The sequence below is a fragment of the Anabaena azotica FACHB-119 genome (assembly GCF_014697625.1).
Lineage (GTDB): Bacteria > Cyanobacteriota > Cyanobacteriia > Cyanobacteriales > Nostocaceae > Trichormus > Trichormus azoticus_A.
Genome location: NZ_JACJSG010000041.1, coordinates 52,420 through 71,154 on the forward strand (window position 1 = coordinate 52,420; position 18,735 = coordinate 71,154).

Annotated in this window: 11 protein-coding genes; 5 read left to right on the top strand and 6 right to left on the bottom strand. The window is 42.3% G+C overall.

Going from position 1 to position 18,735, the window contains the following annotated elements; translation table 11 throughout:
* The first annotated feature begins 68 nt into the window (after positions 1-68).
* Both H6G83_RS25195 and H6G83_RS25200 read left to right on the top strand, forming a co-directional pair.
* Complete coding sequence (locus H6G83_RS25195; protein WP_190477048.1) at positions 69-2,192, top strand: TolC family protein; 2,124 nt, start codon at positions 69-71, stop codon at positions 2,190-2,192.
* Between the two features lie 145 nt (positions 2,193-2,337).
* A complete protein-coding gene (locus H6G83_RS25200) occupies positions 2,338-2,715 on the top strand; it encodes a hypothetical protein (RefSeq protein WP_190477050.1) in 378 nt (125 codons plus the stop codon).
* A 56-nt stretch (positions 2,716-2,771) separates the two neighbouring features.
* On the opposite strand, the gene H6G83_RS35520 is transcribed toward H6G83_RS25200, so the two are convergent.
* A complete protein-coding gene (locus H6G83_RS35520) occupies positions 2,772-2,954 on the bottom strand; it encodes a hypothetical protein (protein ID WP_242044797.1) in 183 nt (60 codons plus the stop codon).
* A gap of 536 nt (positions 2,955-3,490) precedes the next feature.
* Here H6G83_RS35520 and H6G83_RS25210 point away from each other — a divergent pair.
* Complete coding sequence (locus H6G83_RS25210) at positions 3,491-4,696, top strand: RNA-guided endonuclease InsQ/TnpB family protein (protein ID WP_190477052.1); 1,206 nt, start codon at positions 3,491-3,493, stop codon at positions 4,694-4,696.
* Positions 4,697-4,717: 21 nt separating this feature from the next.
* Here the strand turns inward: H6G83_RS25210 and H6G83_RS25215 are convergent, their stop codons facing one another.
* Both H6G83_RS25215 and H6G83_RS25220 read right to left on the bottom strand, forming a co-directional pair.
* Positions 4,718-6,637: an ArnT family glycosyltransferase gene (locus tag H6G83_RS25215; protein ID WP_190477054.1), complete on the bottom strand. Its 1,920-nt coding sequence runs from the start codon at positions 6,635-6,637 to the stop codon at positions 4,718-4,720.
* Between the two features lie 262 nt (positions 6,638-6,899).
* Positions 6,900-7,511 (bottom strand): hypothetical protein, encoded by a 612-nt coding sequence (locus H6G83_RS25220; RefSeq protein WP_190477057.1) that lies wholly within the window; start codon positions 7,509-7,511, stop codon positions 6,900-6,902.
* Between the two features lie 554 nt (positions 7,512-8,065).
* Here H6G83_RS25220 and H6G83_RS25225 point away from each other — a divergent pair.
* Positions 8,066-8,398 carry a DUF565 domain-containing protein gene (locus tag H6G83_RS25225; RefSeq protein ID WP_190477059.1) on the top strand — a complete coding sequence of 111 codons (333 nt, stop codon included), beginning with the start codon at positions 8,066-8,068 and terminating at the stop codon, positions 8,396-8,398.
* Between the two features lie 16 nt (positions 8,399-8,414).
* Positions 8,415-9,416: a glycerate kinase gene (locus tag H6G83_RS25230; protein WP_190477061.1), complete on the top strand. Its 1,002-nt coding sequence runs from the start codon at positions 8,415-8,417 to the stop codon at positions 9,414-9,416.
* Positions 9,417-9,510: 94 nt separating this feature from the next.
* On the opposite strand, the gene H6G83_RS25235 is transcribed toward H6G83_RS25230, so the two are convergent.
* The 3 genes from H6G83_RS25235 to H6G83_RS25245 form a co-directional block, all read right to left on the bottom strand.
* The gene (locus H6G83_RS25235; protein ID WP_190477064.1) at positions 9,511-10,503 is read right to left on the bottom strand and encodes a GGDEF domain-containing response regulator; all 993 of its coding nucleotides are present in this window, start codon (positions 10,501-10,503) and stop codon (positions 9,511-9,513) included.
* Positions 10,500-15,917 carry a PAS domain S-box protein gene (locus tag H6G83_RS25240; RefSeq protein WP_313936976.1) on the bottom strand — a complete coding sequence of 1,806 codons (5,418 nt, stop codon included), beginning with the start codon at positions 15,915-15,917 and terminating at the stop codon, positions 10,500-10,502. The genes H6G83_RS25235 and H6G83_RS25240 overlap by 4 nt, the downstream gene beginning before the upstream one ends.
* Positions 15,918-16,827: 910 nt before the next feature.
* Positions 16,828-18,285, bottom strand: coding sequence for a protein adenylyltransferase SelO (locus tag H6G83_RS25245; RefSeq protein ID WP_190477068.1), 1,458 nt, complete (start codon positions 18,283-18,285; stop codon positions 16,828-16,830).
* Positions 18,286-18,735: the final 450 nt, after the last annotated feature.

An 18,735-nucleotide genomic window follows, 5' to 3' on the forward strand; every position in this document is an offset into this window, starting at 1 on the left:
ATCGTGCTATATTCTGTGGTGAAGAAAAGTTTTCTGCCGCCAGATTGATTTTTGTGTGAGGGGATGCGGTGAAAGGACAACAGTTATTCTATAGCTTCTTACCTGGTGTAACAGCAGCAGTATTGACGACTCAGCCAGCTATGGCTGGAGCAATCAAGGTCGATACTATACAAATTGTGCCTAGTTCTACAGTTTTGACTAGCCAAAATGGTCAAACTTTGCTACTAGGCAAAAGCCAGACACAATCGCCTAATGCGACAGGCGAAATTTTTCCAGACATCATTCCCAATTCTGGTGTGACTACAGCTAATTGGCAATTTTTAAGTAGTCACTCTCACCCAGTAATGTTGACAGAAAATACTGGTATCAATGGAGAACAAAAGTCTCGACAAGATGAAGGTAAAACTTATAATTCTAAATCCAATCAGACTATTGCTCAACGGCTAAAACAAAAACTTTCTCCCAAGCAAGAAAAGCAGATTCGCTCAGGGCATCAACGAGAATTAGCAACAACAAAATTTTCTCCCACCTTGACAAATCCATCGTCTGCACAACAGACTTTTTCCCTGTCTAATTTACAAACTTCAGCATCACAAGAAAACCTTAAAACCCAGTTACCAACGGTTTTACCAGCCGCAAGTAATCTCGGTGCAGCGAAACTTTTAGAAATCAGTGGTTGCTCATCACAAACTTGCCCATTAACCCGACTCAGGGGAGTGGAGCTAGCGCAGGGGAACACCAATACACCAAACCCAGGTGTAACTCCAGCACCGACGCAAACAGCGCCAGCCGGTACTCCAGCACCGACGCAAACAGCGCCAGCAGGTACTCCAGCATCTCCGGGGAAAGTGGAAGTACCACAAAATTTGATTCCCAACGCCAACCCGTTACAATTTCCCACCAAACCAGGAGAAGTGACAATTCAGGAAACTCAGGCGATTACTTTGGCTCAAGCGTTGGAGTTGGCGCGGCGGAGTAATCGGGACTTACAGGTTTCTTTGTTGGAACTGGAACGCACTCAAGCATCCTTGAGAGAAGCACAGGCAGCTTTATTACCCAGTTTGTCTCTCAGCAGTGATATTACCCGTAGCCAGTCGGCAAGTGGTCAGCTGTCGAATGAACTCGCTAATAGGAGCGGAGGAGTGGCGACAGATAGGGATGAACCGAGTACATCCTTCAATGGTCAAGCTCAATTAACCTATGACCTGTTTACTTCTGGGAGAAGGAACGCGGCTATTCAACAGGCTGAGGAACAGTTACGCTTTCAACAGTTGGATGTGGAGCGCCAGTCTGAAGAAATCCGCTTGAATGTCACTAGAGCATATTACGATTTGCAACAGGCAGATGAGCAGGTGCGTATTGCTCGGTCGGCGGTAGAAAATACCCAGGCTAGCTTGCGAGATGCGGAGGCTTTGGAAAGGGCTGGTGTGGGGACAAGGTTTGATGTGTTGCGAGCGCAAGTAAACTTAGCCAATAACACCCAGCAGCTCACCAATAACCTCGCAACACAGCAAACTAGGCGACGGCAACTAGCAACCTTACTCAGCCTGCCACAGTCGGTTAATATCAGTGCTGCTGACCCTGTACAATTAGCAGGGCTGTGGAACCAAACTCTAGAACAAAGCATCATCCTCGCCTATCAAAACCGTCCCGAACTGCAACAACAACTAGCACAACGAAACATTAACGAACAACAGCGTAGACAAGCACTGGCAAACTTAGGGCCACAACTGAGCTTTGTAGCTAACTACAACCTCCTAGATCAATTTGATGACAGCGTAGGTGTAACTGATGGTTATTCTGTCGGACTGAGAGCTAGCTTAAATTTGTACGATGGGGGAGCAGCTAGAGCAAGAGCTGATCAAGCCAGGGCAAATATTGCGATCGCCGAAACTCAATTTGCTACCCAACGCGACCAAGTTCGCTTCCAAGTAGAACAAGCCTTCAGTACCCAACGCTCCAATCTAGAGAACGTACAAACCGCTAATGTTGCCCTAGAACAAGCTAGAGAAGCACTGCGTTTAGCACGTTTGCGTTTCCAAGCTGGTGTAGGTACTCAAACAGACGTGATTAACTCAGAAAACGACTTAACACAAGCTGAGGGTAACAGAGTCACAGCAATTCTAGATTACAACCGCGCTCTGGCTGATCTACAACGTGCTGTAACTTCTAGAGCATTAACTCCTCAGTAGTCATTGGTCAATAGTTATTAGCCAAACAGCTTTTAACTATAAACTGCTGACGGTTGACTATTGACAACAGTCAACCGTCAACCGTCAACTAACCTATAAACTATGGACTATGGACTATTGACTCAGTACTACTGATTACTTACTCATGACTACAGTTACATCACAAGAAATAGCACTGTTTCGTTCTCAGTTGGCAGATGACTTGGGAGCGATGGAGGCTTTGGACTTAATTGAAGACTGCGAAGGAGATTTAGAAGATGCAGCAATGACACTAGCCATCAAAGCTGGACAAGAACCAGAACGAGCTAACGCCGAGTGGTTAGATGCTTTGGCGAGAAAGTGGCGTGCTGTCATTTGCGAACAAGAATTTCGCGATAATTTACTCAACGGTTCAATTACCGAGATGATGGCACATCTCCAAACAATGCCGACATTTCCCAAAATTTTAGCCACACCAGTTTTGATATACATTCTCAAGCAAGGTGTAAATAACTTTTGTGAACCTTTGGATGCGCTCAAGTAATGGGGAGTGGGGGGAGTAGGACAATCACAAGTGTAGGTTTTTGATGAAGCAATAAACTACCCACACTGACCTGAAGGTACAGTGTGGGCTTTTAGTAGTCCTGAACTGTCTGTACTGAGTTCACAACACAAACAGTTCGAGCCTCCAGGCTGGTTTACCCTTGTGGGTTCGCCACTTCCTTCTCCTGTCGGAGAAGCGGCGCGAACTACGGGGGAAACCCCCGCAACGGAGTGGCTCACAAAAACAGCCCCAATAGCAGATATATTCTTGCTAGCGTTATAGTCGGCATCACCACTCCAAAAACAAGCCTCATTGGTACATTTGAAATGCTTGTCACAACGCAGTCCAATGTGTAGGCATTTTTTCTTAACTTGACACCAATGGCATCTTGCCTGCCCTTACTGTACCTCACTCAGATGAAATGTGCTGTATCAGGCGTAATTTAGCTTGCTCCGACAGAAGCCCCACGTCTCACCCGATAGGGGAGCGTGGGATGAATGACGGGGTGATGACGAATTGACCTCCGACCATTATCAACCGCTAGGTTGATTAGGAAGTGGGGTCGATAAGGAATCACCATTTTTGACTTTAAGCGAGTCAATAAAATCTTCAATTACATGAGTCATGGTTTTATCATTTTGACTCGCATATATTCTTAATTTATTTAATCTGCGCTCAGATATCCTTAAATTTAATGTTTTGCTTTTCATGAATGCCAGCACAACGTCGTTACATTTATGTAATGCTAAACATAGGTCGAAGACAAGGATAAGCAATGAAAACCTCATACCAATACAAAATTAATCCAACTGCATTGCAAGCAGAGAAAATTGATAAAACACTAGAAATGTTACGTTGTCAGTATAATTATCTGCTTGTTCAAAGGTTTGACTGGTATGAGCAAAATCGCTGTCCTATTGATAGATGCCCGTTAATTTGTCATCTACCGGAGTTAAAAGAGCAACCTAACTACTACAACCAAAAAGCCTCTCTAGTTCAATTAAAAGTTGATAGACCTTGGTACAAGGATATTCACTCTCAAGTATTGCAGGAAGTTCCTAAAAAAGTTGAACTAGCTTTTGATAGATGGTTAAAAGGTGATATCAACGGCAAGAAATCTGGTAAACCTAGATTTAAAAGTAAAGGGCAGTACAAAACTTTTACCTATACCCAATTTAAACGCCATCATTTTGCTAACAACAAAATTACGCTGTCAAAGATTGGGGAAGTTAAGCTAATTGTTCATCGCCCAATACCTGATGGATTTGATATTAAGACGGTATCTGTAACCAGAAAAGCCGATGGTTACTATGTAACTTTGAACCTTGATGACCAAACAGTGCCAACTGTTAAGCCTGATTTCAATCCTGACAATATTGTTGCTATTGATGTTGGCTTAATTGATTTTTATGTAGCGTCTGATGGTTCTAGAATCGCTGCGCCAAAGTATTTACGCAAGGCTGAACGTAAACTAAAATCAGCACAGCGTAGAGTATCAAGACGCAAAAAAGGTTCTAATCGTCGTAAAAAAGCTATCCAGAAACTAGGTAAACAACATAAAAAAGTTGCTGATACTCGCAGGGATTTTCACTTTAAAACAGCCAAATCATTACTTGATAAGTATGATGTTGTTGCTGTTGAAAAACTAAATATTAAAGGACTGGCTAAAACAAGACTAGCTAAAAGTGTCAATGACGCTGGATGGGGACAGTTCATAACAATACTGTCAAACAAAGCCGAAAATGCTGGTTTGAAGGTAATAGCTGTTAAGTCGAATGGTACTAGCCAAGAATGTTCTAGCTGCGGTCATAAAGTTAAAAAGCCGCTATCCGAAAGAATGCACAATTGTCCTGTTTGCCACACAAGTATTTGCAGGGATTTAAATGCGGCTATAAACATAAAGGCGCGTGGGACGCACGCCCTCAAAGCTCAATTAATGTCTTCGCGCGAAGAGTCGTTGAGAAGCCCACACTCACCCTGAAAGGGGAGTGTGTGGAGTACGTCACGATAATTTGACTTTATCCTGCTTCATCTTCTTAAAATTAATGCGGGTCAACTGGTAAGCACCTTTAATATCTATATTTTCGTAATTATCCGGTGATAAGTCCATTTTGAAAAAGTTTTTCTTGATAGTCACAAGTAACAGTGAAGACGGCTTCTCTTCTTGATTAGCTAAATTGCGGATATGTTCTAAACCTTCTTGAGTTGTGTTAACAAAATTTACTTGTTTGTGACTGTAAAAGACTACAGTTGGCTTTTTGAAACCAACCATCATTATTTCTTCTGTTGGTTGTTGTACTTGGGCAATCACAGCAGATAATTGTCTTAATGGTAATTGACGTTCTTGATCCATTAAAAACATAGCTGGCATGACAGCAAAAATCAAAAAGACCACAAACCCCAACAAATTAACGCCGATAATAGAATGCCAATAGCGACGCAAAATTAAAACAGCAATAAAAATTGCCGCTACTAGCCAAAGCCAACCGGAGATAGTTGATAATCCAGCATCTTGTAAATTTTCGCGGAACTCTGGCGCAGCATCATCATTACCCAACAATTCGTATATGTGAAATGATGCTACTGCCAAGGCACTCAAAAATATGACATTTACCCAACTACTAACCTGTAAAAGGGAAGAAGGGTAACTAAGAGATATCTTGCTTGTTTGTTCACCACTGGGAAACAAATCACTCCACAACAATGCTATTAAAATAGCGGCGGCTGGTATTAAAGGTAAGACATAGCTGGGTAGTTTGGTAACGGCGATGGTAAAAAAGCTAAAAACGCAAATAAACCAAATGCAGGCAAATAAACCTAATTGCTGAGAGCGTTCTTGCTTGCGCCAATGCGATCGCTGCCAAAACTTCAGTCTAAAAATTGCTAAAGGTAAGTAAATTGAGTATGGGGCAAAAAATAGCAGCACCACCACAAAATAGAAATACCACGGAGCTGAGTGACCGTTCACGACTTCTGTAAAACGCTCTACATTGTGGTAGCCAAAAAACGAATTAATAAAATTCCAACCATTGCGCCAAATCACCAGCACATACCAGGGAACAGATAAACCCAGGATAATTAATATCCCTAAAAACAGCCGCATTTCCCGCAACACAGTTCGCAACTGCCCCAAGTACAGCAAAAACGCTAAAATAATCATCCCCGGTACAACAATACCCACTGGCCCCTTAGTCAAAATTGCTCCAGCCGTTAGCACGTAACAAGCTAGATACCATTTGTTGGGGAATGGGGATCGGGGAGTGGGGGGAGATGGGGAAGATGAGGGAGTGGGGGGAGATGAGGAGGAAATTATTAACTCCTGCCTTCTGCTTTCTGCCTCCTGCCCAGTTGCTGCATACCCTAGAAAAAAGCATAATAGGGCTGAGGCCATACAGCCAGTTAGCAACATATCGGAAACGCCCGTTCTTCCCCAGACAATCATTTGGGGATTGAGCGCCATCACACCTGCGGCTACAGCAGCTGTTAAGTAGCGGCGAGTTGGCAAGGTGACTTGCTCTAACTCATCTTTTTTAGCTAAAGACCACTGTACAGTGTAAAAACCTAAAGCCACCAATCCCATTGCTGCTAAGGCTGAGGGAAGACGTACCGCCCACTCATTCACCCCAAACAAAGCATAGGCGATCGCTTGACACCAATAAAGTAGAGCAGGTTTATCAAAACGAGTTTGACCATTGAAAAATGGCGTGATCCAATCACCCGTTACTAGCATTTGCCGGGAAGCTTCAGCAAATAGTGGCTCTGTTTCGTCTACCAAGCCAATACTGCCTAAATGCCATCCATAGCCTATCCAACCAATTAGAATCAACCACAGAATTGAGACAGTCACAGCAAGGGCTGGACGCTTTACTACATCACTGAACCATCGCTCAACAGCGTTAGGAACGCTCAATTTTAACCTCATTAGTCAATAGTCATTAGTCAATAGTCATTAGTCAATAGTCATTAGTCAAGAGTTATGTTCTTTGACTGTGAACTACTAACTTTTTACTTGTTGCACTAATCATAAGTCGTTACGGGACTATGTTTTGTTCTTGAGTATTTGTACTTTTTTAGGTTGACTGTTGACTGTTGACTATTGACTATTGACTATTGACTATTGACTATTGACTATTGACTATTGACTATTGACTATTGACTGTTGACTATTGACTGTTGACTATTGACTATTCACTAATCACCAACGCCCATTCTTGGCTTTGCGAGTTCCAAGTGGGTTGGGATGTTTCTCCCACCACATAAGGCCCCCAATAGCGTCGGGAACCGTCTTGGGCAAAGGCTACTAAAATATCCCCTTTTTCTAGCTTCAGGTTGCCAATGGGTAGGGAGAGAATTAAGCCTTTTGTACTGCCTTCTTGGGGATCAAAATCCCAATGTGCTGGAATTTCAGCGTCTTTACCAGTCAAGCCTTTATTGCCTGTTTGCCGAGCCAATAGAGCCAAGCGCACAGGTTGATTCGTTTGATTACTCATCCGCAATTTCCCTGGAAGTCTAGATTTGTCGGCTGAAGACTGACGCGCCGCCAGGATGGAATTTGTTTGCTTGTCTTTATGTACTGTTGAGTCTGTCGGTGCTGGTGTTGTATTTGTAACTTCAGTAGAGTTAGCCGCTAGTGCCGAATTATTTTCTGATTTAGGAGCATCAGTAGATATATCTGAAGGTGTATTTGAACTGGTTGTTTCAAATGATACTGTCATTCCCCAACAACCTGCTAGTAGCCCCAGCAGCCCCAAGGCACAAACTGTCACAGCAGCGTGACGATAGACTGGAGATTTCATATTGATATTAGAAATAATTATTTTTGTAGACTTGACCAAATACTAGCCTATTCTCACTATAGATAATCAAAGAAAATTACCTATTCCTTGGGTAGATACTTCTGTAGAAATTGGCTTATGGATGTAGTGTAGATGTCATTTTTACCAAAAACCGAAAGCATGAATAATTACTTGACTTATTAGCTAATCAGTGCTTCAAAACTTGAATCATAGTGAAAGTAACGTACAATCTTTAGCCAATAAATGGTAGTATAAGATACTGATTTTTTGTATTCATGCGTGTTAACGCTATCATTTTTTTCGGAGATTAGGTAATTTGAGGCACAATGTATTGTCCCTTAAAACCTCATTTTAAGCAATAGTAAATTGTTTACATTTATTAATATTCCCTGTATTTACTCGTTGCCTGTGAGTATTTACCCATGAAAACGAAAAACCAAGGGTTTGGACAAGGGTGTAGGGGTATAAGGGTATAGGGGTGTGAATCTGCTGCTAGTATTTTATCTAAATGATGCCGGATTTCTCAGTGCCAATCATTTCCCAAAACCTCACTAATGCAAAACACTCGGCTTAACAATTTATTCGATACCATTGCTAGGCAGTTAGGGCAATGGTTTTTAAATCCTTGGCGGCGGTTGTCGCTACTATTACTAAGTTTTCTATTCGGATTTTTTCTAGGTACAGCAGTTTCTACTACAGCAGGTCAAAAGGCTGAATTAGACATTGTGATCGCGGCCTTTTTAGTATTCTTGACTGAGGTTACTAGTAGAATATTTTACAACAGAAATTTTTTTGCTAGGCGATCGCTATTAGTAGAATCACTCAATATTCTCAAAGTCGGTTTTACCTATAGTCTATTTATTGAAGCCTTTAAGCTGGGATCTTAAATGGAGAGGATGACAGGTGAGGGAATTTAACCAGCAGAAGGCGCAAGCAGCAGCTTTAGCGGATACATCAAGGGCTAAGGCTTTTGGGATCACCTCGGCAAATGTTGAGGAAGTGATTCGAGAGCGATCGCATCTTTTCCAGTCTGTGCTACCCGCTTTTAATCAATTCTGCCAGACAAATCTACATATCTCCCCTGAAAAAATGTTACCCCTGTTATGGGACTTGTGGCTACCCCTGGGGATGAAAATAGCAGCACAACATCAACAGTTAAAACGTCCCTTCGTGCAAGGAATTTTGGGGAGTCAAGGAACGGGTAAAACTACAATGTCCCTAGTGCTGGGACTAATTCTCCAGCAATTGGGCTACCGTACCTTGAGCCTATCGTTAGACGACTTGTATAAAACTTATAGCGATCGCCTAGCATTATTACAACAAGATCCCCGTTTAATCTGGCGTGGGCCACCAGGAACCCATGATATTGACTTAGGCTTAAATGTACTCGCACAAATCCGCCAAGGAAAAGCCCCGGTAACTGTTCCCCGCTTTGATAAATCAGCTCATGCTGGTGCAGGCGATCGCACTAATCCAGATATCATCGCCGGAGTGGATATTGTCATTTTTGAAGGATGGTTTGTGGGTGTGCGCCCGGTTGATCAGAGCTTATTTAATTGCGCCCCACCGCCAATAGTGACTGATGAAGATAAAGCCTTCGCCCGTGATATGAATCATCGGCTAACTGAATATTTACCACTATGGGAGAAATTAGACAGTTTAATTTTATTATATCCGACGAATTACCGTTGTTCGCTAGAGTGGCGCAAACAAGCCGAACAAAAAATGATCGCTGCTGGTAAATCAGGGATGACAGATGCACAAATAGAAGATTTTGTCAACTATTTTTGGCGATCGCTACATCCAGAATTATTTATCAAGCCTTTATCTCAATCACCACAAATAGTGGATTTAGTAATAGAAATTAATCCTGATCATTCATTGGGGAAAGTTTATCAACCTTAATGGGTAATTGGTAATGGGTAATTGGTAATTGGTAATCAAGAAAAATATATTTGCTCAACTCTAACCTGTCCCCTGTCCCCTGTCCCCTGTCCCCTCATACCACCCGATGCTGAGAATTTAAAATATAAACAGGCGATGATAACTGTTTAACGTATTGTTGATAGCGATCGCGTCCTTTGGTTTTGGCTTGATATAATGCGCGATCGGCTGCGTCAATAATTTCTTGAAAATCAGAACTTGGTACAGGAATTTCTGTGGCTACCCCAGCACTAACTGTCACACAAGTATTAGCTTGAGAGGTATGATGGGGAATAGTCAGTTGGCGCACAGCCTCACAGATTCTAGCAGCTATATGAATAGCTCCATCAGCATATGTTGTGGGTAAAATGACAGCAAACTCTTCACCACCATAACGAGCCACCACATCACCTGGACGGTTGACAGTCTGTTGGATAGCCTTTGCTACTAATTGTAAACAGCGATCGCCTGCTCGATGTCCATAAGTATCGTTGTAAGCTTTGAAAAAATCGACATCGCAAAGGATCAGAGATAATGGTAGTTGATTTCGCGCCATACGCTGCCACTCTTGAGCGCAATATTCTTCAAATCTGCGACGATTAGCTACTTGAGTTAAGTCATCAATTGTTACCAAGCGTTGCAATTCCTTGTTAGCAGCTTCTAGCTTTTGTTGGAGATGGGATTGCTGAATTAAACGTTTAACTCGTTGACGCAACACAGGCCAATGAATTGGTTTAGTTACATAATCAACTGCTCCCACCTCAAAAGCCCGGTCAACTGATTCTTGATCCTCCAGACCCGTAATCATTAATACTGGAGTGGAAGGGCCGTTTTCTAGTGACTGCAATTGGGTGCAACAATCAAATCCATCAAGATCAGGCATGATCGCATCCAGCAGTACAATATCAGGTTGCAACTGTTGGAAAAGCGTCAAAGCCTCTCGGCCATTTTCCGCCTCGACTGTGCGATAGCCTTCACGTTGTAGAGACAGACGCAGTTGCGCTCGGATGAAGGGTTCATCATCAACAATGAGGACTAAAGATTGATTTTCTGAAATCGTCGTGTTCATGATGTCTCCTTGTTCATTTCTTTGTGCAAAGCTTTTTGAACTAGTTCATACTCTTGACGTAATTGTGAGCCTAGTTCCGTGCAACCGTTTAAATTGCTACTGCGTCCTTGGGTTTCTAGTTGTTTGCACAGTTGTGCTAAAAAAACTGCCCCAACTGAGCCACTGCTAGATTTAAACTTGTGTGCTGTTCTCCATAGAGCCTGAGCATCTCCAGCCGCAATTGCTACATTTATCTCATCGATTAATTTAGGGGATTCAGTCAGGTAACAGTTGATTAATTCAGCAAATGCTACCGGATTCTCTCCTAACATATGCCGTAATGATTGTAAAGTTTTTGTATTGATTGTGGCTAAATTTAAATTGTTACTCTGCGTGACTGGTTGATTTTGGCTACTGGTTGGTTGGAGGGATTTTTCTGTATTACTGGAGCGCTGGTATTTACTTATTGCTTTGGCTAACTCTTCTAGTTGTAGGGGTTTACTGAGGTAGTCATCCATACCAGCAGCCAAACAAGCTTGGCGATCGCCCCGCATCGCATTGGCTGTCATCGCTATAATATATGGACGGGAGCTAGGACTCCAGGTTTGACAAATGATTTGACTGGCTTTTAATCCATCCATTTCCGGCATATTCACATCCATCAGCACTACATCATAGGCTTGCCGTTGCAAAACTTCCAGTACTTCCAGCCCATTAGCCACTACATCTGCTTGATAACCCAATTTCTTGAGCATAAGTAGGGCTACCTTCTGATTGAGAACTATATCTTCTGCTAGCAAAATCCTCAGAGGTAATTGTTGTGCTAGAGGAGAATCGATATGTGGTGTATCAGTTGTGGGGCTGCTGGGGTGAATTGGTTGATTCTTTAAAGTAGCAGTTAAAACATCATAAAGTTGGGACTGTTTAATTGGTTTACTCAGACAGGTAGCAAATTCAATATCACTTAAGTCGGGATCTGGTTTACCCCAAGCATTTAAAATTACCAAGGGTAAGTGTTGATAATTAGGGCGCTGACGCATCTGGCTTGCTAAGGTAAGACCGTCCATTTTTGGATTCTGCAAATCTAAAATAGCCAGATCAAAGGGTATGCCTTGATCAATTACAGCTAAAGCTTCAGCGCCAGATGGGACTGTGTAAGTTTCCATCTGCCAAAGCTCGGCTTGTAATCTCCAAATCTGACCATTGGTGGGATGATCATCGACAATTAATAATCGCTTACCGATTAGCGGGACTGGAGAACTCATAGCAGTTTCTAAATCTGAACAAATAAGTACTGGCACAGTCACAGAAAAATAAAAGGTAGAACCCGTAGCCTTAGCAGTAGATGAGAGCGAGTTTTTAGCTTCCCACCCAACAGGAGGATTACCGCCGAGACAGCCCCGACTTTCTACCCAAAGATGGCCCCCCATCATCTCGCCCAATCTTTTACTAATCACCAGCCCTAGTCCAGTCCCGCCATATTTGCGCGTCATTGAGGCATCGGCTTGAACAAATGGTTGAAATAATCGTTTCATGACTTCCGGGGCAATACCAATGCCTGTATCTTTAATGGTAAAGAGTAGTTCGCAGCAGTTTTTGGCTTTTTGGCTGGGGGATGACTGGCTATGGACGGAAATGAAAACTTCTCCTTCCAGAGTAAACTTAATGGCATTATTGAGGAGATTTGTCAGTATTTGCCGCAGACGAGTGACATCACCAAGGATTTGGGCTGGCACTTGAGGATGGATAACGCAAGTTAATTCAACATCTTTTTGGGCAGCTTTAGCGGCTAAAAGGTCGATAACTTGTTCTACACAAGTTCTGACATCAAAAGGGGCTTTTTCTAGTTCTAACTTACCAGATTCAATTTTGGAGAAATCTAAAATGTCGTTAATAATACTAAGCAAAGCATCGCTACTAGTCAGAACCGTTTCCACAAAGTCGCGCTGTTGGGATGTCAAGTCAGTTTCTAATAGTAGTTCGGTCATGCCGATGACAGCGTTCATCGGGGTGCGAATTTCGTGGCTCATCATGGCTAAAAATTCGCTCTTTGCCCGGTTAGCTGCTTCTGCGGCTCGTTTCGCCTGTTCTAGAGCAAAGTTCTTGATGGTGAGTTCTTGTCGTTGCCGAGTTTCTTGTTCTAACAACTGGGCTTGAGCTAAAGCTATGCCTAATTGTGCAGCTACTGCTTCTAGTAAGGCAATTTCCTCTGGTGTCCACTGTCGAACATAGTTACACTGATGTAGAAAAATGGCTCCGTTGGGTTCTCCTTGGTATGAAGTGCGGACGGCTAACATAGACTTAACATCAAGTTCACAACAGCTAGGGACTGCTGGTAATAAAGGCTCGATGGGGACGTTGCCGTTGGGTATCGGGTAGGCGATCGCTTTATCTTGAGACATCATCTGTAAAATGTACGCATTGCTGGCCGTGGTCAAGTCCCATGTCTGCATTGTGCCATGACCAGCAACACTATGATATTCTGCCACTAGGGGAATACAAGGGCCGGGATGATGAATATAAGCATGGATTAAGCAGCGATCAACAGCAAAAGCCTGTCCAATTTGCGTAGCCGCCGTTTCAAAAATTTCTTGACTATCCAGACTCTGACGAATTTTTTGCGTAATTTTTTCCAGTAACAGGGTGCGGTGTAATTGTTGCTGTAGGGCTTGTTGCGCTTGTACCCGTTCGGTAATATCTTTGATGGAACCGACCATCCGCACCGGATTACCCTGCTCATCTCGTTGTGCGATCGCATGAACCAGCACCCACCTGTAGCTACCATCGTCGCAACGCAAACGATATTCCACCACAAAATTAGGGATTTTACCCAAAAGGCAATCTTCTTTCACCGCCATCACCCGTTCCAAATCATCGGGATGAATGCGGCTAAAGCAATCTTGGCGATCGCCAATAGGTTGATAGTTTGCTACTTTGACCATTTCCGCCCACCGCGCCGAGTGAAAAGTTTCATTAGTGATCAAGTTCCAATCCCAAATAGCATCTTGATTGCCTTCAATCACTAATTGCCAACGTTCTTCACTTTTTCTGAGCGCAACTTCCGCTTGTTTGCGTTCGGTAATATCAACCGCAATCCCACCAATTAAACACTGCTCAGGTTTACTAGAGATAGGAAATTTATAAACCAAAAAATCTCGCACTGTGCCATCAGCACATGGAATCTGTTCCACAACTTCTAGCACCTGCTGAGTACGCGCAACCGTTTGGATGGTTTCTAGAAATGTTTGTGCAACTTCGCTTTCATAAACATCAAAAATATTTTTACCAATTAATTCTCTTGTTGGTAATTGAAAAGTACGTAAGTAAGTTTCACTGAAATAAATAATTGTGCCATCAGCATCTGTAATCCAAGCAGGTGTAGGACTATGATTCATGAATGCTTGAAAACGTTCTTCACTACGTCTGAGCAATAATTCAGCTTGTTTGCGTTCAGTGATGTCACGATTCACGCCAATTGTGGCTACAGTTTGCCCTGTTTCATCTTGTACAGCTACTACGGTTGTTTCACTAATTCCTTCACTACCATCTTGACGAAAAAAGGTGATTTCCCCTGACCAACGCTCTTGGTGAGCGATTTCGGACAAAACTGTATTCTTTAATCCCGCATCTTTTCCTTGTCTATGTAGAGTACTGATACTCTGTCCAATAATCTCATTTTTACTATAGCCAAACATCCGCTCCGCCGCCGGATTCCAATCCAAAATTTGTCCCTCATGATCGGTGATAATCACGCCATCATAAATATTTTCAAAGGTAAGGGCTTGTCGTCGCAGAGCAGTTTCTGCTTGCTGACGTTCGCTAATATCAGTTTGAATGCCAATAAAATGACTGAGGTTGTCATTGTCGTCATATATGGGAGATATACTTAACTGATTCCAAAAGCAACTGCCATCTTTGCGATAGTGACGGAGAATTAATTGGCAATTTTTGCCTGTTGCTAGTGCGGATCTGATTTGAGCGATCGCACTAGGTTCCATATCTGCGCTTTCTAGAAAACCATTGTTCTGCCCAATTACCTCTGTGGCTGCATAGCCTGTCATTTGCTCAAAGGCAGAATTAACATAAATCACTGGATAATTAGGATGTTGAGCATCAGCGATAATCACGCCATTGCTACAAGCCGCTAGCGCTCTCTCTCGCAACCTCAAAGTTTCTTCCACTTGCTTGAGGTCGGTAATATCAAACATAAACCCCCGCAGCATCACAGCGATTCCATCTACTTGCACTACATTTACAATGTCTCGCAGCCATACAACTGTGCCATCTGCTGCTAGCATCCGGTATTCAAATTCGTGGTTTTGTAGTCTACCTGTCGCATCTTGGCAAAACTTCACTGACCAATCCCGGTCATGGGGATGCAGATGATTGATCCAAAAGTCTTGTTCATACCATTGGGCTAGAGGATAACCCAGCAAGGTTTCTACTTGCGGGCCTACATAGGTAAAACGCCAAGTTCTTAAGTCTAATTCCCAAGGTATAACTTTGACTGTTTCTAACAATTCTCGCAGATGGGTGGCGCTGTTACGCAGTGCGATTTCTATCTGGGTTTGTTCTTCGATTCTTTGGGCTAGTTCTCTGTTAATCCTGCGAACTTCACGATTACTGAATCTGATGGTTTGAGCAAAATAAATCAATAAGGTGATTGCCCCAGCATTAATCATACCGCCTGCCAAAACCACTGTTGGTAGAGGTGAGAATAAATCCTCTAATAGTTCTGGGCTGGGGTAAATCTGCAATCGCCAATTAACTCCATAAAAGTTAATAGTTACTTCCTGTCGTTTGGATGGTGAAGTTGCTAACTTTGTATCTTCACTATAAATTAACTCTTCGCCATCAAATACTTTAAATTTGTAACCTTGCGCTTTGTGTAGAACTGAATCAAAAAATTGTTGAATGGAAAAAACTCCTAAGATTGCACCATCGAATTTATCCCCTATCATTTGCGGTACACAAACTAACAATACTGGCTCACCTTGGACAAGGTTAACTGTGTGGACTAAGGTGGTTTGATGGCTTTTGTGGGGCGTTATCCAAGCCGACTGTTGTAAGGATGCTTGACTTGCTTCGTTGTCTGATAAAGAAACCGTCGATAACACCCGCCATGATGCGTCAAGCAACTGCACTGCTGTATAGCTTTCGTCATTTTTAAAATAGGCTATAACTTCCTGTTCCCATTGCGTTTGTGAGTTAGCGTTATGTATTTTCCAGTGTGGAACCATCCGTTCTAGAGACAGAACACGAGTATGAAGTTGTGTTACTAGTTCGGTTTTGGTGGCGATCGCTTGTTGTTGAATCAGTTGTTGAATATTGATTTGCTCTTCCGTCTTCAGCTTCAGCCACAGCATCACCACAACAACCAAAATCACAATCCCCGCCAGCAACGGCAGCAATTTTCGCTCGCTAAATAATTTCACTGAATAGTATCGGTGATACTTGTGCTGGTTATTCACTTATCGCCCTCCATCACTGAGACATCAGCTCCATTACTTACCACTAGTCTTTTAGTTGTATGTCATAACAAATACTAAAAGCAACAGGATATTTACTTGGATAATCTTGATAAACTCCTTGAGATGTTAAATCTCATGCAAATTAAATATTTTATATATGACAATTGTAAAAAAAAATAGTAGTTTATATTAAGTATATTTTCAACATAAACTTATTGAAGTTTAATATTTATCTAACTGTTTAATTACTAGTATTTTAATTAACAGTATAAACATTCAATTAAATATCAAGCAAATATCAAACTAAGTGCTATTAAAAACGCATTAGTTAACAATTCAAAATTCAAAATTCAAAATTAAAGACATTTTGCCTACGGCACGCTACGCGAACAGTCGGTGTTTAAATCTCCGACTGAAAATGATACTACGTATAGACGTAGGGGTCTTAAACCCTTTTATTGACGATAAAATCTCTAATCTTCTTCATCGCAATTGATTAGCGGTTAATTTTATCTAAATCTCTACCAACATTTGCACTAGTCCATGCTAGTAGCTAGTAGGGTGGGCATTACCCACCATATCACTCTAACTGCTAGCCTTTCTATAGCAGTAGACAGACTGACTTTTCACGGGATCTGGAAAACCCCTCTCCAAACCTCTCCCCTAAAAGGAGAGAGGCTTTGATTTCTCCCCCTTCCCTTGTAGGGAAGGGGGCTGGGGGGTTAGGTAGGAGCGTTAACTTTTCCACATAACGTGAAAATTCAGAGTAGCCAGACAGTTAGGACATAGATAAATCACAAAATCCTTCTAAATAGAAGCTTTTATGTCTGTCATCTGTCACCTATTACCTGATATAAATCGAGTAATCCTGTAACTAACCCCTAGATTGAATGCTCTTAACTAGATCATCAAAAGGTTGCCAATTATCTTCCTGAACAATTGGTTCCCAAACTGACTCAATCACTGGTCTTAATAATGCAGTTTTTGGGTTGTAATGAGCCAAATTTCGAGCAATTACATCCATTTGTTCCAGAGCGAAATCATTGAGAATTTTATGGTAAATTACACAGAAATTATCAAAATTACCATCTGTACCTGATGGGGGAACAATATCTGAACTACTTAACACTAATCCTGGCTCATCTCTCCATTTAACGGAAAATGTCCGCGCCATCTCGTAGAAAAACTGATGGTAGCCGACTTGACTATCTTGTAAAAATTTAATGGTGAGACTTAAAAGCTCATCGGCTTCTGGGGTATCCAATTGTTCAAAACCCAGTTTCCTCAACATCAAAGAGCGGTATTCTGCATGACAATAGTCACTAAACTTAGCTAGTCCCGCTTCCATGTCAGCTTGACCAATAACTGCTCTTAATGGTACTTGCAGCATTTCTAGATTCCACTGACAGATGCTTGGTTGATGAATGTAACAGTAACGCCCGTAATAATCAAAATATGCGGCTATAAAATAAGGATTATAAGTAGGAATAAACGCATAAGGGCCGTAATCAAAGCTTTCCCCAGTAATTGACATATTGTCAGTATTGAGGACTGCATGACAAAAGCCCGCAGCCATCCACTGGGCGACAAGTTCCGCTACTCGTTTAACTAACTCTGCATAAAATAAAGCGTACTTATCTGATTCACTAACCAGATGTTGATAATAATAATTAATTACATGGTCTAATAACTTTTTAATTAAATCTGGACGTTGAATATAGTGCAGACGTTCAAAAGTGCCAAAGCGGATATGCGACTTGTTCATCCTCACCATCACCGATGAACGGGTGGGTGATGGTTCATCACCCCGCCACAAAGCTAAACCAGTTTCAATCATACTGAGACAGCGAGATGTGCGTACACCTAACTGATGAAGTGCTTCTGCGGCTAAAACTTCCCGCACACCACCCTTAAGAGTCAGCATTCCATCGCCACCACGCGAGTAGGGTGTTCTACCAGAACCTTTAGTGCCGAAATCGTACAATTCGCCATCAGTTCCGCGCACTTGTCCATACAAAAAGCCTCTACCATCGCCTAAGTTGGGGTTATACTCACCAAATTGATAGCCGTGGTAACGTAGAGCTAACAGTGGTTTACGTCCTTGGAATAGACCAAAGGCTGTAATAAAGTCTTCATCTGTGACTGTTTGCGGGTCTAGTCCCAGTTTTGGTAGGATTGCGTCATTACGCCAGCGTAGGGTGAGTTGAGGAAATTCGGCGGCTGTCACCTCATCGTAGTAGTCATTACCCAAGGCTTGCAATGCTGGTTCATAATTGAGGGCAATTAGAGGATTGTGATGATTTTTAGTATTGGAAGTTTCCGCTAAAGTCATTGATCAGCAGGCTTAATTGATTCTTCCCTCAATACTATCGTTCTGGGCAAGCTATGAGTGAATTTCTTGGGGCTTACTGTTGAAAATGAAAAAACAAGGGCTTTGGCAAAGGTTTAGGAGTGTAGGTGTGCAAAACCTTTCCCCCTTCCCCTTGTTGATATAGCAGTAGCCACATAGGTTAGGACATAGGTAAATCATAAAACCCTGATATTAAGCTCCTTTCCTTGCCTGTCACCTGCTCAGGACTGACGCAACTGGCACAATTGTAGGGTGCGTCAGATGTGGAAAATCCTTGAATCTGTACGAAATTATTGGGGCTGACGCACCCTAGAGTTAGTTTGATTATGACACTTGCGTCAGTCCTACTGCTATAAAACCTCAAAAATAAAAGTTTAAGCTGAGGGAACTTCCAGAAATTAAATGATTCCATTAGTAACAGTGTAGAAGCTG

Coding starts and splice junctions, on each gene's coding strand:
- H6G83_RS25210 (WP_190477052.1), top strand. CDS start 3,491: ATGAAAACCTCATACCAATACAAAATTAATCCAACTGCATTGCAAGCA.
- H6G83_RS25215 (WP_190477054.1), bottom strand. CDS start 6,637: ATGAGGTTAAAATTGAGCGTTCCTAACGCTGTTGAGCGATGGTTCAGT.
- H6G83_RS25225 (WP_190477059.1), top strand. CDS start 8,066: ATGCAAAACACTCGGCTTAACAATTTATTCGATACCATTGCTAGGCAG.
- H6G83_RS25220 (WP_190477057.1), bottom strand. CDS start 7,511: ATGAAATCTCCAGTCTATCGTCACGCTGCTGTGACAGTTTGTGCCTTG.
- H6G83_RS25235 (WP_190477064.1), bottom strand. CDS start 10,503: ATGAACACGACGATTTCAGAAAATCAATCTTTAGTCCTCATTGTTGAT.
- H6G83_RS25200 (WP_190477050.1), top strand. CDS start 2,338: ATGACTACAGTTACATCACAAGAAATAGCACTGTTTCGTTCTCAGTTG.
- H6G83_RS25245 (WP_190477068.1), bottom strand. CDS start 18,285: ATGACTTTAGCGGAAACTTCCAATACTAAAAATCATCACAATCCTCTA.